Genomic DNA, 15,114 nt, shown 5'->3' with positions numbered 1-15,114 from the left:
ATGCCTAGTAGATGCCTTGCTGCAGCATGGCGTCGGCCACCTTCACGAAGCCGGCGATGTTGGCGCCGTTCACGTAGTTGACCGACTGGCCTTCCGTGCCGTGGCGCACGCAGTTCTCGTGGATGTCGCGCATGATGGCGTGCAGCTTGCTGTCGACCTGTTCGCGCGTCCATTGCAGGCGCTGGGCGTTCTGGCTCATTTCCAGGCCCGATACCGCCACGCCGCCGGCATTGCTGGCCTTGCCCGGGGCATACAGGATCTTGGCATCGATGAAGGCGTCCACCGCATCCAGGCTGGTGGGCATGTTGGCGCCTTCGGCGACACAGCGCACGCCGTTGGCGATCAGGGCCTTGGCATCGTCAAGCTCCAGCTCGTTCTGCGTGGCGCAGGGCAGCGCGACGTCGACCGGGATATGCCAGGGGCGCTTGCCGGCCTCGTACACCAGGTTGAACTTCTTGGCGTAGGTTTCGACGCGGCCGCGTTCTTCGTTCTTCAGGCGGATCAGTTCGGCCAGCTTCTCGGGGGTGAAGCCCGCCTTGTCCACCACCGTGCCGTGCGAATCGGAAACGGTCACGACCTTGGCGCCCAGCTGCATGCATTTCTGGATGGCGTACTGCGCCACATTGCCCGAGCCCGAGACCGAGACCGTCAGGCCCTCGATGGACTGGTGGGCATGCTTGAGCATCTCCTCGGCAAAGTACACCGTGCCGTAGCCGGTGGCTTCCGGCCGGATCAGGCTGCCGCCGAAGCTCAGGCCTTTTCCGGTGAAGACGCTGGCCGACGAGTTGGACAGCTTTTTCATCATGCCGGCCATGAAACCGACTTCGCGCGCGCCCACGCCGATATCGCCCGCGGGGACATCGGTATCCGGACCCAGGTGGCGGTGGAGCTCGAGAATGAGGGCCTGGCAGAAGCGCATGACTTCACCGTCGGATTTTCCCTTGGGATCAAAGTCGGAACCGCCCTTGCCGCCGCCCATGGGCAGGGTGGTCAGGGCATTCTTGAAGGTCTGCTCGAAGGCCAGGAATTTCAGGATGGACAGGTTGACCGAGGGGTGGAAGCGCATGCCGCCCTTGAAGGGGCCGATGGCCGAGCTGTGCTGGATGCGGAAACCGCGATTGATCTGGACCTTCCCCTGATCGTCGACCCAGGAAATACGAAACTGGATGGCGCGTTCGGGCTCCACCAGGCGCTCAAGCAATCCATGTTCGGCATAGCGCGGGTTGCGTTCAATGAAAGGCCATAAACTATTCATCACTTCTTTGACGGCTTGCATGAACTCGGGCTGGTTCGGGTCGCGGGCACGGATTTGGTCAAGGAATTGATCTAGTGTGGGTAGTTTCATCAAAAGTGCTCTGTTATGCGGCTGAGTGGGCAAGACCCAGCGAGGATTGAAAATAGTTTCGGTTCGGGATCGACACGTCCACCCCGAAGAGATATTGGGGTGCATAGCGCAAGTAAGCCTCTCGCTAGAGAGGCTTACAGGTGTGGCTTGCCGCTTATTTTTTCATCATGTCGAAAAATTCGGAGTTTGTCTTGGTTGCGCGAATCTTGTCCAAAATAAACTCCATTGCTTCGATTTCGTCCATATCGTGTATGAACTTGCGCAGCACCCAGACCTTTTGTAGAAGCTCTGGCTTGATGAGTAATTCTTCGCGGCGCGTGCCCGATTTGTTCAGGTTGATGGCCGGATACACTCGTTTTTCGGCCAGGCGGCGCTCCAGGTGAACCTCGGAGTTGCCTGTGCCCTTGAATTCTTCATAGATGACTTCATCCATGCGGCTGCCGGTTTCGACCAACGCCGTGCCGATGATGGTCAGCGAACCGCCTTCCTCGACATTGCGGGCCGCGCCGAAGAAGCGCTTGGGCCGTTGCAGCGCATTGGCGTCCACGCCGCCGGTCAGCACCTTGCCCGACGCGGGCACGACGGTGTTGTAGGCGCGCGCCAGTCGGGTGATGGAGTCCAGCAGGATGACGACGTCTTTTTTGAGCTCGACCAGGCGCTTGGCCTTTTCGATGACCATTTCGGCCACTTGCACGTGGCGCGTGGCGGGTTCGTCGAAGGTCGATGCGACCACTTCGCCGCGCACGGTGCGCTGCATTTCGGTGACTTCCTCGGGGCGCTCGTCGACCAGCAGGACGATCATGACGGCGTCGGGGTAGTTCGTGCTGATGGCATGCGCCATGTGCTGCATCATCACCGTCTTGCCCGACTTGGGGCTGGCGACGATGAGCGCGCGCTGGCCCTTGCCCATGGGGGCGAAGATGTCCAGGATGCGGCCGGTGGTGTTTTCTTCGCTTTTGATGTCGCGTTCCAGCGTCATCACTTCGTCCGGGTGCAGGGGCGTGAGGTTCTCAAACATGATGCGATGCTTGATGGCCTCGGGTTGCATGCCGTTGACCTTGTCCACCTTGACCAGGGCGAAGTAGCGTTCCCCGTCCTTGGGCGTGCGGACCTCACCTTCGATGGAATCGCCCGTATGCAGGTTGAAGCGCCGGATCTGGGAAGGGGATATATAGATGTCGTCGGTGCTGGCCAGGTACGAGGTATCGGGCGAGCGCAGGAAACCGAAGCCGTCCGGCAGGACTTCGAGCACGCCGTCGCCGAAAATCTGTTCACCCTGCTTGGCCCGCTTCTTCATGATGGCAAACATGAGTTCTTGTTTGCGCAGGCGGCTGGCGTTGTCGATTTCCAGCTCGGCGGCCATTTCCAGCAGCTTCGAGACGTGCTGCGTTTTTAATTCGGTGAGGTGCATGTGAGGAGAGAGGGGGGTATTTGCAAAGTGGTGGCGAGCCCAGAAAAGGCTCGCGCGCAAAAATCAGGTTTACAGGGATTCGTCCAGAAACGCGCTGAGTTGGGATTTGGACAATGCGCCCACTTTGGTTGCAGCGGCTTTGCCGTCTTTGAACAACATTAGCGTGGGGATACCGCGAACGCCGAATTTTGCCGCGGTCTCGGGATTATCGTCGACATTGACCTTGGCAATGATAACACGGCCTTTGTACTGATTGGCGGCTTCGTCCAGCAAGGGGGCGATCATTTTGCAGGGACCGCACCAGGCCGCCCAGTAGTCGACCAGGACGGGAACGTCGGAGTTGATGACGTCGGCCTCGAACGAGGCGTCGCTGACGTGTTTGATGGATTCGCTCATGATAGAAAGAAAAAGAGGATGATCAGGATCGGAAAACTATACGGGAATGCAAGGCAACAACACAATGTATTCTATTGAGTGTTCAGTGTGGTTTGTTGCGGGATTTCAACAAGCATACCACTGTCGGAGCCGCTGCGCACAGCCCGGTTCGGCCGGTCCGCAGCCCGTGCCCGGGCCATGAAAAACACATTATCCGTAAAATACCCCCCAATCCATTTGCAAAATTCGAGAATAAATTGGCTATACCACGTTACGACGAAGCATCCATCCGCGTTCTGAAGGGATTGGAGCCGGTGCGGCAACGGCCGGGCATGTATACCCGCACCGACAATCCCCTGCACATACTCCAGGAAGTCATCGACAACGCCGCCGACGAGGCCCTGGCCGGCTACGGCAAGCATATCCAGGTCACCCTGCATGCCGACGGCAGCACGTCCATCGAGGACGACGGGCGCGGCATTCCGGTAGGCCTGCACGCCGAGGAAAACGCCCCGGTCGTCGAGTTGGTCTTTACCCGCCTGCATGCGGGCGGGAAATTCGACAAGAAGGACGGCGGCGCCTACGCCTTCTCGGGCGGCCTGCACGGCGTGGGCGTATCCGTGACCAATGCGCTGTCCAAAAGGCTGGAAGTGCGGGTCTGGCGCGACGGCCAGACGCACGAACTGGTTTTCGCCGACGGCGAAGTCCATACGCCCCTGCAAGCCCTGGAGCCCGCCGGCCGCAGAAAGACCGGCACGCGGGTGCGGGTCTGGCCGGATCCCAAATACTTCGATACGGCCGCCATACCGATGGCCGAGCTGGTCCATGCGCTGCGCAGCAAGGCGGTATTGCTCAACGGCATCAAGGTGACGCTGCACGTCGAGAAAACCGGCGAAACGCGCGAGTGGCAGTATCAGGAAGGCCTGCGCGGCTACCTGGACGAGGCGCTGGGCGATGCCGAGAAGATCATCCCCGTGTTCGAGGGCAAGCAGTACGCGGCGCATGACGACGAATCCTTCGCGCTGGGCGAGGGCGCCCAATGGGTGGTGGCCTGGACGGCCGATGGCGCCGTCGTGCGCGAATCGTATGTGAACCTGATTTCCACGACGGCCGGCGGAACCCACGAGGCAGGCCTGCGCGACGGCCTGTTCAACGCCGTGAAGTCGTTTGCGGAGCTGCATTCGCTGGTGCCCAAGGGCGTGAAGCTGCTGCCCGAGGACGTGTTCGCGCGGGCCAGCTTCGTCCTGTCCGCCAAGGTGCTGGATCCGCAGTTCCAGGGGCAGATCAAGGAGCGCCTGAACAGCCGGGACGCCGTGCGCCTGGTCAGCGGCTACGTCAAGAATGCACTGGATCTGTGGCTGAACGCGAACGTGGATCATGGCAAGAAGCTGGCGGAAAGCGCCATCCGCCAGGCCCAGGCCCGGGCGCGCTCGTCGCAGAAGGTGGAAAAGCGCAAGAGTTCCGGCGTGGCCGTCCTGCCCGGCAAGCTGACCGATTGCGAATCGAACGATACCTCGCGTACTGAAGTGTTCCTGGTCGAAGGGGATTCGGCGGGCGGCTCCGCGAAGATGGGCCGCGACAAGGAGTTCCAGGCCATACTGCCCCTGCGCGGCAAGGTGCTCAACTCCTGGGAGGTCGATCGCGACCGGCTGTTCGCCAATACCGAAATCCACGATATCGCAGTCGCCATCGGCGTCGATCCGCACGGTCCCGGCGATGCAGCCGACCTGTCGGGCCTGCGCTATGGCCGTATTTGCATCCTGTCGGATGCCGACGTCGACGGTTCGCACATACAGGTCTTGCTGCTGACCCTGTTCTTCCGGCACTTTCCCAAGCTGGTCGAGGCGGGCCATGTGTTCGTGGCGCGGCCGCCGCTGTTCCGGGTGGATGTGCCGGCGGCGGGCAAGCGCCCCGCGCGCAAGGTGTACTGCCTGGATCAGGGCGAACTGGATGCGGTGCAGGACAAGATGCGCAACGACGGCGTGCGCGAAGGCTCGTGGAGCATCAGCCGCTTCAAGGGCCTGGGCGAGATGAGCGCCGAGCAATTATGGGATACGACCATGAATCCCGATACGCGGCGCCTGATGCCGGTCAGCTACGGCGAACTGGGCATCGCCGCGACCACGCAGATGTTCGACATGCTGATGGGCAAGGGCGAATCGGCCCAGCGCCGCAGCTGGCTCGAAGAAAAAGGCAATCTTGCCGAGGTCGACGTTTAAATCATGGATGGTCCGGGCCGGCGGCGCGGGGCGTGCGCGACACAGGGTTGCGCGGCCCGCCACGGCCTATTCGGTCCCTCATTACATCGAGATTAGAAAATGGATAGCAATCAAGCAGGCCTGTTCGATCAGGAAAGCGGCGGAGACGGCATCACTCTGGCCCATTATGCCGAGCAGGCATATCTGGATTATGCGGTGTCGGTGGTGCGGGGCCGGGCCCTGCCCGACGTGGCGGACGGGCAGAAACCCGTTCAGCGGCGCATTCTCTACGCCATGCAGGCCATGGGCCTGGGCCCCGGCGCCAAGCCGGTCAAGTCGGCCCGCGTGGTCGGCGATGTGCTGGGCAAGTATCACCCGCATGGCGACCAGGCCGCCTATGACGCCATGGTGCGCATGGCGCAGGACTTCAGCCTGCGCTACCCGCTTATCGACGGCCAGGGGAACTTCGGTTCGCGCGACGGCGACAATGCCGCGGCCATGCGCTACACCGAAGCGCGCCTGACGCCTTTCGCGCGCGTCCTGCTCGACGAACTGGACGAGGGCACGGTCGATTTCGCGCCCAACTATGACGGCAGCCAGAAAGAGCCGGTGCTTCTGCCCGCGCGCCTGCCGGTCATGCTGCTGAACGGCGCCTCGGGCATCGCGGTGGGCATGGCGACCGAAATCCCCTCGCACAATCTGCGCGAGGTGGCCCAGGCCTGCGTCGCGCTGATCCGCAATCCCAAGCTGCCGGACGAGGATCTTCATGCGCTGATCCCGGGGCCGGACTTCGCCGGCGGCGGCCAGATCATCTCGTCGCCCGCCGACATCGCCCATGTCTACGCGACCGGCCGGGGCTCCATCAAGGCGCGGGCCCGCTGGCAATTCGAGGAAATGGCGCGCGGGCAGTGGCAGCTGGTGGTGACGGAATTGCCGCCGGGCACGTCGTCGCAGAAGATACTCGAGGAAATCGAGGACCGCAGCAATCCCAAGGTCAAGGCGGGCAAGAAGAGCCTGACCACGGAGCAGCAGCAGACCAAGGCATTGATCCTGGGCCTGCTGGATGCGGTGCGCGACGAATCCGGCAAGGACGCGGCGGTCCGCCTGGTTTTCGAACCCAAGACCAGCCGTATCGACCGCGACGAGTTCGTCAATACCCTGCTGGCCCAGACCAGCATGGAGGGCAGCGTTTCCTTCAACCTGGTCTGCATCGGTACGGATGGCCGTCCGGGCCAGCGTGCCCTCCGGCAAGTGCTGACCGAGTGGATAGGATTCCGCGCCCATACCATGACGCGGCGCACCCAGTTCCGCCTGGACAAGGTCACCGACCGCATCCATGTGCTGGAAGGGCGCATGGTGGTCTACCTGAATGTGGACGAGGTCATCCAGACCATACGCGAGTCGGACGAGCCGCGCGCCGCCTTGATGGAGCGCTTCGATCTGTCGGAAAGGCAGGCCGAGGACATCCTGGAGATGCGCTTGCGGCAATTGGCCCGCCTGGAAGGCATCAAGATCGAGAAAGAGCTCGCGGCCCAGCGCGACGAGCAGGCCGTTCTGCGCGAACTGCTGGAGAACCCCAATGCGTTCAAGCGCCTGATGATCAAGGAGATCGAGGCCGATGCCAAGCAATATGGCGACGACCGGCGCACGCTGATCGAGGCGGCCGAGCGCGCCGTGCTGGAAACACGCGTCGTCCAGGAACCCGTTACCGTCATCATCTCGCAAAAGGGCTGGCTGCGCGCACGCCAGGGCCACGGCCATGATGCGGCCCAGTTCAACTTCAAGGCCGGTGACGCGCTGTACGACGCCATCGAATGCCTGAGCACCGATGAGCTGGTGGCCTTTTCCAGCACCGGGCGGGTGTATACCGTGGCGGTGTCCAGCCTGCCTTCGGCGCGGGGCGACGGCCAGCCCATCACGTCCATGGTCGAGACCGAGCAGGGCGCGCGCATCGTCCACATGGTTGCGGGCAACCCGGGGCGGCGCTATGTGCTTGGCACCCAGTCGGGCTATGGCTTCATCACGACGCTGAAAGACATGACGACGCGGCAGCGCGCCGGCAAGCAATTCATCACCCTGGACAAGGGCGACGTGCTGAAGAAGCCCATCCCGCTGCGCGACACGGACATCCAGCTGGCCATGCTGGCCCGCAAGGGGAAATTCCTGGTCATCGACCTGGCCGAGCTCAAGACGCTGTCGGGCGGCGGGCGCGGCACCATATTGATGGCGCTGGACCCGGGCGACACACTGGAGCAGTGGGTGGCGGCCGGCCCCGCGGGCGTCGTGGCCAGCGGCGTCTATCGCAACAAGGAAACGTCCCAGGTCCTGGATGGGGATGCGCTGGCCGAATATGCGGGAAAACGGGCGCGCAAGGGAAAAGTCTTGTCGGTCAAGGTGAAGCAACCTACACTTTCGGCCGCCTAGTCCCGTAGAGGGGAACAGGCCATCCGGCTTAAAATGGCGGTATTTTCGTTTATTTTTCTTTATCGGGCGTCATGAGTTTCAAGGTCACAGTTCAACCCAGCCAGCACGAGTTCACCGTCGAAGAGGGGCAGTCCGTACTGGACGGCGCCCTGGCGGCGGGCATCGTCCTGCCGTACAGTTGCCGCAACGGCGCGTGTTCCACCTGCAAGGGCAGGGTCGTTGCCGGGTCGTACGACGCCGGCGCGAGCCCCGCGCAAATCCTCTCGCCCGAAGACCTGGAGCAGGGCTATACCCTCTTCTGCCAGGCCCGGCCCAGTTCCGACCTGACGATAGAAGCGCATGAAATCCGCATGGCCAGCGACATCCAGATCCGCAAGATGCCGGCGCGCGTCATGGGCTTGGAGCAGGCGGCCGGCGACGTCATGATCGTCAAGCTGCAGCTGCCCGCGGCGGATCCCTTCCGCTACTACCCCGGGCAGTACATCGAGTTCATCCTGAAGGATGGCCGCCGGCGCAGCTATTCGATGGCCACGCCGCCCAGCGAAAACAACCTGGTCGAGTTGCACATACGCCATACGCCGGGCGGGGTGTTCACCGACCATGTGTTCGGCGCCGGCGAGACGCAAATGAAACTGCGCGAGATCCTGCGCGTGGAAGGCCCGTTCGGCTCGTTCTTCCTGCGCGAAGACAATCAAAAGCCGCTGGTGTTCGTGTCCAGCGGAACGGGCTTCGCACCGATCAAGGCCATTGTCGAGCGTATGATGGCCAATGGCGACCGGCGTCCCGCTACCCTGTATTGGGGCGGCCGCCGGCCGGCCGACCTGTACATGCACGAGCTGGCCTTGCAATGGACGAAGGACCTGCCGGGCTTCAGCTATGTGCCGGTGGTGTCCGAGGCGCTGCCCGAGGACGGCTGGACGGGCCGCAAGGGCTTCGTCCATCAGGCCGTCCTGCAAGACATCCCCGATTTGTCGGGGCATCAGGTATACGCCTGCGGCGCGCCCGTCATGGTCGAGAGCGCGCGCCGGGATTTCATTCAACTGAATGGCCTGCCCGAGGACGAGTTCTTTGCCGACGCGTTCACGACACAGGCTCACGCCGCCGACTAGCCTTATCTCGGCGGGCAAGGGCGCCGGTGCGCGGCGGATACGGATTCTTCGCGGCATGTCGTCCAATCAGCGTTAAAGGACAGGACAATGAAGATAGCAGTGCTGGGCAGCGGCGTAATCGGAACATCGACGGCATGGTGGCTGAGGCAGGCCGGCCATGATGTGATGGTCATCGACCGCGAAAGCGGTCCCGCCCAGGAAACCAGCCGCGCCAATGGCGGCCAGATTTCCGTGTCGTATTCCGAGCCCTGGGCCAATCCGCAAGCGCCGCTGAAGCTGGCGCGCTGGCTGTTCAAGGACGATTCGCCCATTGTCTTCCGGCCGCGTTTCGATCCCCGGCAGTGGTGGTGGGGCCTGCAATTCCTGCGCGAATGCCTGCCGGGCCGGCTGGCGCCCAACATACGCGCCATGGTGCGCATGTCTGAATACAGCCGCGGCACCTTGCAGGCGATGCGCGCGGAGCTGGGCATCGACTACAAGCATCTGGAGCGCGGCATACTCAATTTCTATCGCGACCAGGCCGAGTTCGAGGACTCCCAGCGCATGGCCGGCGTGATGCGCGATTTCGGCGTGGACCGCCGCATCGTCACCCCCGAGGAAATCATCCAGCTCGAGCCCGCGCTGGCTCCGGTGCGCCAAAGCATCGTGGGCGGCGACTACACGGCCGAGGACGAAAGCGGCGACGTCTATCTGTTTACCAAGGCGCTGGCCGAGCAGGCGGAGCGCGCCGGGGTGGAGTTCCGGTTTTCCACCCAGTTGAGCCGGCTGGTGTCGTCGGGCGGGCGGGTGGAAGGCGCCGAGGTGATACGCCCCGACGGCCTGTATGAAACGCTGAGGGCCGATGCCTATGTGGCGGCGCTGGGCGCTTATACGCCCTGGTTCGTATCGCCCCTGGGCGTGCCGTGCAATGTGTATCCGGCCAAGGGCTATTCGGCCACCTTCGATATCGTGGACCCGGCCGCGGCCCCCACGGTCAGTCTTACCGATAGCGCCCACAAGGTGGTTTACAGCCGTTTTGGCAATCAGCTGCGCATGGCCGGCACGGCGGAGCTGTCGGGCTATTCGCGCGCGCTTAATACAATCCGTTGCGATAATATGACGCGGCTTGCCCGGGAATTGTTCCCAAGCGCGCTCGATTTTGATAATGTGTGCTACTGGTCGGGCCTGCGCCCCACGACGCCTTCGAATGTCCCTCTGATCGGCAGAACCAAAATCCAGAACCTGTATCTGAATACCGGGCACGGTACCTTGGGTTGGACCATGGGGGTCGGGTCGGGTCGCGCGCTGGCTGACCTTATCTCGGGCCGGCGGCCCGAACCTGAGTTTCCTTTTCTGGGTCAAACCTAATATGAAATTAAACTGGCTTTATGGCGCCCTGTTTTCGGGGCGCAAGCTTGTGTGGGCAAGTGCGGGCGCGATGCTGATGTCTTCGGTGGCGGCATCGGCCGCCACCGAAGTCCGGGTCTGGCATTCGCTCAGTCCGTACAACAAAGAGATCTTCGAGGGGCTGGTCAAGGATTTCAACCGCGATCAAAAAGACGTTACCGTCAAGCTCAAGGCGTTCGCCAACGAAGACGAGGTCGAGGCGGCGCTGGAAGCGGCCAAGAAACGCGACGAAAGGCCACAACTGGTGCAGTTGGACGACGACCGGGCGCCCGACGAGGTGGCGGGCCGTTCCTACATCCAGCCCTTGAACACCTTGCTGGCGCGTTACCCGATCAAGGACGCAAAGTGGTTCTTGTCCGAGCAAAACACCTTTGCGCGCGACAACAAAGGCAGGCTGGTGGCTTTCCCCTATATGGTGGACGTCCCGGTAATGTTCTACAACGTCGACGCCTTCAAGAAGGCCAAGCTGCAGCCGACGGTGCCGCAGCGCGCCTGGAGCGGCTTGCAGGATCAACTGGTCACTCTGGCCAATAACGGTTCGCGCACTTGCCCCCTGACCTCGGATCAGCCGGTGTCGATCAATCTGGAAAACCTGGCGGCGGTGAACAACCAGCTTTATGCCGGCGGCGACAATGGCTTGAAGGCCAAGAGCAAGCCGGCCTTCAGTTTCGATTCGATGTACATACGTCATCTGTCGCTGATGATAAGCTGGGTGCGCTCGGAACTGATGGTCAAGCCCGAGTACAACTCGGTGGCGACCAAGCGCTTTGCGGCCGGGGAATGCGCGGTGCTGTTCTCGACCTCGGAAAACCTGGGCTATTTCAAGAACTCGAAGAAGCTGGATTTCGCGATCAGCGGCCTGCCTTATTATCCGGAGGTTACGAAGAAGCCGGGCAACCCCTTCGTGGGCGGGTCGGCGCTGTGGGTGACGGCCGGACATTCCAAGGATAGCGATGCGGCCAGCGCCAAGTTCCTGGCCTGGCTTGCACAGCCGAAGCGGGCGGCCGAGTGGTATCAGGCCACAGGCTTCCTGCCCTTGACGGATCAGGCCTTTGCGCTGACGGACAATGGCTACTACAAGAACCTGGGCGATTGGAAGCAGCTGGTGGCCGCGAATGCGACCAGCCCGGGGGCCAACAGCCGTGGATTCCGGATCGACAATTACCCGCGCATACGGGCGATGTTCCGCCAGACGCTGGAAACGGCCCTGAGCGGCAATCAGCCCGCGCCGACGGCCCTGAAGACGGCGGCGGCCGAGGCTGCAAAGATGATGGCCAAAAAGTAAGGGACGTTTCTGTTCTTTATCGGGAAGGCGCCGCCTCGGTTGAGGCGGCGTTTTTTTTGGCCTTTATGACATTTTTTTTCGACGTTAAGGGCTCTTCACATGGGGAGTTAGGCTCCCGGCAATCGTAGGGCTGTTTGAGGGACGTGATCGACAAGGTCAGGACTCACACGCTTCTTGCTATCTGGTGACTTGCGTTTGCGCATAGTTTTTCTGCAAACACGCCATGACGGCGCGGATGGGCAGTCCCGGCACGGCGTGCTTGTTTCCGCATCTTCCTCGTCCAGGCGGGCGGCGGGCGAACTCCCTGCGCGTCACTGCGTGCCGCTCCGGTCAGACAGCGCCCGCCGAAAGCCCCCGCCTTCCCTACGGAAGCATGCGGCGCACGCCTAAACGCCGGGCCCGCCCACCCACGCCGCCACGGCTGCATGCCGGGTTTTGGTGGGCCGGTTTGTGGCTGTTGCTGTTTGAGAGTCTGTGCTCTGGCGCAAGCGGCTTCTGGTGCAGCGAGCAGCTTCTCTTGTGGCGCAAACAGCTCCGCATCGAAGGTTCTGGCTGGCCAGGATTCTATGGCTTGGCGGGACGCGAATGCAATTGGCATGGCCTGTCGCTTGGGTGCTGCTTCTTTATTCTCGATGGTGGGCAATTGCAGCCTGTGGGGACGCTGGCTTCCTTTCGGTGTGCGATCGTTGTAAGTGATTGTTTTTATTGAATTGCTAGTGGGCTTATTGCAGCGATAAAAAATTCTATCCGTACATCTCGGTCTGGCGGTCAGAAGCCGACCGCAAGCAAGATGGCGCCAATGCCGAGGGTTGGCGTGATTACTTGCTTTGGGTGCGGACGATGGCCAGATTGCTTGCTGCGTTTCTGTTGCTTGGCGTATTGACGGCGTGTGCCGGCGTGCACGATTGGCCCTCATTCGTGCGCACGATGCGGGCTGACAAGGCTGCGGCGGTCCAGTACAACTTCGATTGGGAACTGTCGGGCCACCGGGCCGTGGCGCCGGTACAGGTGTTCGACGATGGCCGCAAGACCTGGCTGCAATTTTCGCCGCAGCAGCCGGTGCCGGCGATCTTTGCGGACGGCGCCCGGGGCGGCAGGCCGCTGGCGTATGTGCGCGAAGGGCCGTATGTGGTGTTGGACGGCGTATGGCCGACGCTGGTTTTGCGCGGCGGCCATCTTAAAAGCACGGTACGGCGGGCAGCGGGGGAAGGCGTGTTGTCGCCGCAGGCGCCGGATGCCGATGCGCAGCCTGTTGCCGCGCTTGCGCCGACGGCCTCGGCGGCTTCAGTCAATCCAGTCAATCAAATCGATCAGGCTGATATCCTGGATTCGATTCCGGTCATGGCGGAACCAACTATGGTTCCCGCTGCGGTCGCGCCCGCGAGGTCAATGGCAACCGCAACCACGACCGCAACCGGCGCCGAAGCACGAACAGGGGCATCTGTTGAGCAGGTGCCGGACCAGGTTCCGGGCCTGTCGCCAGGTAGGCCGGGGCCGGCATCGCCAGAGGTGCAGGCGGAGTGGATGGCGAGGTCGATGGCGGGATCGTCAGCGAGTGGCAAGTCGCCAACCCGGGCGATGCCATCAGGTATGCCGGATTCATCGGCATCGAAATCGCCTTCTGCCGCGCCCTTGTCTTCGTCGTCGGTCTCGGCGCTTACAGCCGCCAGTTTCGATCTGTCGGGCGCTGCTCCCACCGGCCGCTATCAGGTCGGACCGCAAGACCTTACGCTAAGGTCCGCGCTGGCCCGATGGGCGCGGCAGTCGGGCTGGACGTTCGAGCCGGAGCATTGGGCCATCGACGCGGACATTCCGATTGTGGGTGCGGCCAGTTTCGAGCCCGATTTCAAGCTGGCCGTGCGTGAGCTCGTGGCCTCGACGGAATTGTCGGACCGGCCGGCGCAGCCGTGCTTTTATTCCAATCGGGTATTGCGCGTTGTGCCGTATGCGCAGCCTTGCGACCGTACTGTCGGCGCAACGAGGCCATCATGACCGGGGCCCTACGCTTCATGCTGGCTGCCGCCTTGTGCGGCGCGCTGTCCGGATGCGCGCTGGGCGAGCGTATGCGCCAGCTGGCGGCATCGATAGACGGCAGGCAATCGGCCGTTCTGGCGGGGCACGAGGGGTTTTCGCGTTCGGTGGAAAGCGCCGAGGCGCGCCGCGCGGCTCAGGATGTCGGGCGCCCCTGGCTGGCGGGCCGCTCGCAGCCTCTGGCCCGCGAGCTGACGCTGCCCCTGGCATTGCGCGCCAATGTCGATACGACGCTGATGTTCGCGGAAGGCGAAATGGACCTCCAGGCCCTGGCTCAGCGTATCACGGCGGCAACGAATATTCCGGTGCACGTCCGGCCCGATGCTTTGCTTCCACTTGATCACTTCCTTCCCCGGCTGGGCGCGGCGGAGGCCGGTTCGGCGTTTGTCGCGCCGGCAACCGTGGCGCTGTCGGGCGGCCCGGCGCCGCTGGCCCGCATACTGGACCGCATTGCCGCGCGGCTGGGCGTGGCCTGGGCATATCGGAATGAGCGCATCGAGTTCTACCGGACTGAAACCCGCGTTTTCAATGTGCGTGCGCTGACGCTCAATGCCAATGCGCAGGCCTCGCTGGGCCTGGGCGGCCGCAGCGAGGCGGACGGCTTCGTCAGTACGTCGCGGACCAGCCTGGACAGTCCCGTCCATGATGTATTCACGGTGCTGCGCGCGCGCATCGAGCCTTTTCTTTCGCGTGCCGGCGTCGTGGTGGCCGAACCGGGCGCCAGTTCGTCCATTGTGGTGACGGACACTCCAGAGGTGCTGAACCGAATCGCCTTGTATCTGGAGCAGGAAAACCGCGCATTGACGCGGCGGGTCCGCCTGGTCTTCGAAGAGCTTACGGTGGCTGTGCAGGACAGCGCCGAAGCGGGGCTGGACTGGAACCTGGTGTTTACCAGCGCTAAAGTGGCGGCGGCCATCAGCATGCCCGGGTCCGGCGTAGCCGAGGCGGGTGCGCTGGGCATAGGCTTGAACGAAGGGCCGTTCAAGAGCTCCGAGGCGGTGATCAAGGCCTTGAGCCGGGTCGGCAAGGTGGTGCGACGCAGCAGCCTGCCCGTCCTGACCTTGAACCGCAGGCCCGTCACGCATGCGGTGCGGACCACCTTTTCCTATATCGACAAGGTCCAGACCACGGCGCTGGGCCAGAGCGCGGGGCTTGCGCTGCCTTCGGTTTCCGTCAGCCAGAGGGAAGAGACGGTGGGGTCGCTGCTGACGCTGGTTCCGGATGCGCAGGACGACGGCCAGATACTGCTGTCGGTGGCCTATGACAACACCGTTGCCCAGCCTCTGAAATCCGTCATGTTCGGAAGCCGGGACAATCCCCTGCAACTGCAGCAAGTCACCATCGACGGCAATGGGACGGTGCAGCAGGTCGTACTGCAGCCGGGCCAGCCCCTGATTATTTCCGGCTTCGATCGCACGCAGGAAGAGACCGAAGGCCGGCGCCTGAATCCGGGCATGCCGCTGGCGCTGGGCGGCAGCGACCGCGCCGCCGCCCAGCAACTGACCACCGTCATGGTGGTCACGGCCCAGCTTGAAGAAGGGTTTTAGGCG

At 62.9% G+C, this 15,114-nt stretch carries 10 protein-coding genes; 7 read left to right on the top strand and 3 right to left on the bottom strand.

Annotation, left to right across the window (positions count from 1 at the left end; all coding sequences use genetic code 11):
- Positions 1-4 precede the first annotated feature (4 nt).
- From gdhA to trxA, 3 genes are all read right to left on the bottom strand, one after another.
- Entirely contained in the window at positions 5-1,345 is a 1,341-nt protein-coding gene (gene gdhA, locus OEG81_RS10665; RefSeq protein WP_264129215.1) for an NADP-specific glutamate dehydrogenase, read from the bottom strand.
- Positions 1,346-1,499: 154 nt separating this feature from the next.
- On the bottom strand, positions 1,500-2,756 hold the full coding sequence (rho, locus tag OEG81_RS10660) for a transcription termination factor Rho (protein WP_264129214.1): 1,257 nt from the start codon (positions 2,754-2,756) through the stop codon (positions 1,500-1,502).
- A 69-nt stretch (positions 2,757-2,825) separates the two neighbouring features.
- Positions 2,826-3,152: a thioredoxin TrxA gene (trxA, locus tag OEG81_RS10655; protein ID WP_264129213.1), complete on the bottom strand. Its 327-nt coding sequence runs from the start codon at positions 3,150-3,152 to the stop codon at positions 2,826-2,828.
- 236 nt (positions 3,153-3,388) lie between these two features.
- Between trxA and OEG81_RS10650 the strand changes: the two genes are divergently transcribed.
- The 7 genes from OEG81_RS10650 to OEG81_RS10620 all read left to right on the top strand — a co-directional run bounded on the left by OEG81_RS10650 (position 3,389) and on the right by OEG81_RS10620 (position 15,111).
- Positions 3,389-5,350 carry a DNA topoisomerase IV subunit B gene (locus OEG81_RS10650; protein ID WP_264129212.1) on the top strand — a complete coding sequence of 654 codons (1,962 nt, stop codon included), beginning with the start codon at positions 3,389-3,391 and terminating at the stop codon, positions 5,348-5,350.
- Positions 5,351-5,449: 99 nt separating this feature from the next.
- On the top strand, positions 5,450-7,753 hold the full coding sequence (gene parC / locus OEG81_RS10645; protein WP_264129210.1) for a DNA topoisomerase IV subunit A: 2,304 nt from the start codon (positions 5,450-5,452) through the stop codon (positions 7,751-7,753).
- 71 nt (positions 7,754-7,824) lie between these two features.
- Positions 7,825-8,862: a CDP-6-deoxy-delta-3,4-glucoseen reductase gene (locus OEG81_RS10640; protein ID WP_264129209.1), complete on the top strand. Its 1,038-nt coding sequence runs from the start codon at positions 7,825-7,827 to the stop codon at positions 8,860-8,862.
- Positions 8,863-8,949: 87 nt separating this feature from the next.
- On the top strand, positions 8,950-10,209 hold the full coding sequence (locus tag OEG81_RS10635) for a D-amino acid dehydrogenase (protein WP_264129208.1): 1,260 nt from the start codon (positions 8,950-8,952) through the stop codon (positions 10,207-10,209).
- A 1-nt stretch (position 10,210) separates the two neighbouring features.
- Positions 10,211-11,533: an extracellular solute-binding protein gene (locus OEG81_RS10630; RefSeq protein ID WP_264129207.1), complete on the top strand. Its 1,323-nt coding sequence runs from the start codon at positions 10,211-10,213 to the stop codon at positions 11,531-11,533.
- An 840-nt stretch (positions 11,534-12,373) separates the two neighbouring features.
- Positions 12,374-13,525, top strand: a complete 1,152-nt coding sequence (locus tag OEG81_RS10625) for a TcpQ domain-containing protein (protein ID WP_264129206.1) — start codon at positions 12,374-12,376, stop codon at positions 13,523-13,525.
- Entirely contained in the window at positions 13,522-15,111 is a 1,590-nt protein-coding gene (locus tag OEG81_RS10620) for a hypothetical protein (RefSeq protein ID WP_264129205.1), read from the top strand. Before OEG81_RS10625 ends, OEG81_RS10620 begins: the two co-directional genes overlap by 4 nt.
- Positions 15,112-15,114 lie beyond the last annotated feature (3 nt).

This window comes from Pollutimonas sp. M17 (assembly GCF_025836975.1).
Taxonomy (GTDB): Bacteria; Pseudomonadota; Gammaproteobacteria; order Burkholderiales; family Burkholderiaceae_B.
The sequence above is the reverse complement of the archived record's forward strand: the minus strand, read 5'-3'. Positions and strand labels throughout refer to the sequence as shown.

Coding starts and splice junctions, on each gene's coding strand:
- OEG81_RS10635 (WP_264129208.1), top strand. CDS start 8,950: ATGAAGATAGCAGTGCTGGGCAGCGGCGTAATCGGAACATCGACGGCA.
- OEG81_RS10625 (WP_264129206.1), top strand. CDS start 12,374: ATGGCCAGATTGCTTGCTGCGTTTCTGTTGCTTGGCGTATTGACGGCG.
- trxA (WP_264129213.1), bottom strand. CDS start 3,152: ATGAGCGAATCCATCAAACACGTCAGCGACGCCTCGTTCGAGGCCGAC.
- parC (WP_264129210.1), top strand. CDS start 5,450: ATGGATAGCAATCAAGCAGGCCTGTTCGATCAGGAAAGCGGCGGAGAC.
- OEG81_RS10630 (WP_264129207.1), top strand. CDS start 10,211: ATGAAATTAAACTGGCTTTATGGCGCCCTGTTTTCGGGGCGCAAGCTT.
- gdhA (WP_264129215.1), bottom strand. CDS start 1,345: ATGAAACTACCCACACTAGATCAATTCCTTGACCAAATCCGTGCCCGC.
- OEG81_RS10620 (WP_264129205.1), top strand. CDS start 13,522: ATGACCGGGGCCCTACGCTTCATGCTGGCTGCCGCCTTGTGCGGCGCG.
- OEG81_RS10640 (WP_264129209.1), top strand. CDS start 7,825: ATGAGTTTCAAGGTCACAGTTCAACCCAGCCAGCACGAGTTCACCGTC.
- rho (WP_264129214.1), bottom strand. CDS start 2,756: ATGCACCTCACCGAATTAAAAACGCAGCACGTCTCGAAGCTGCTGGAA.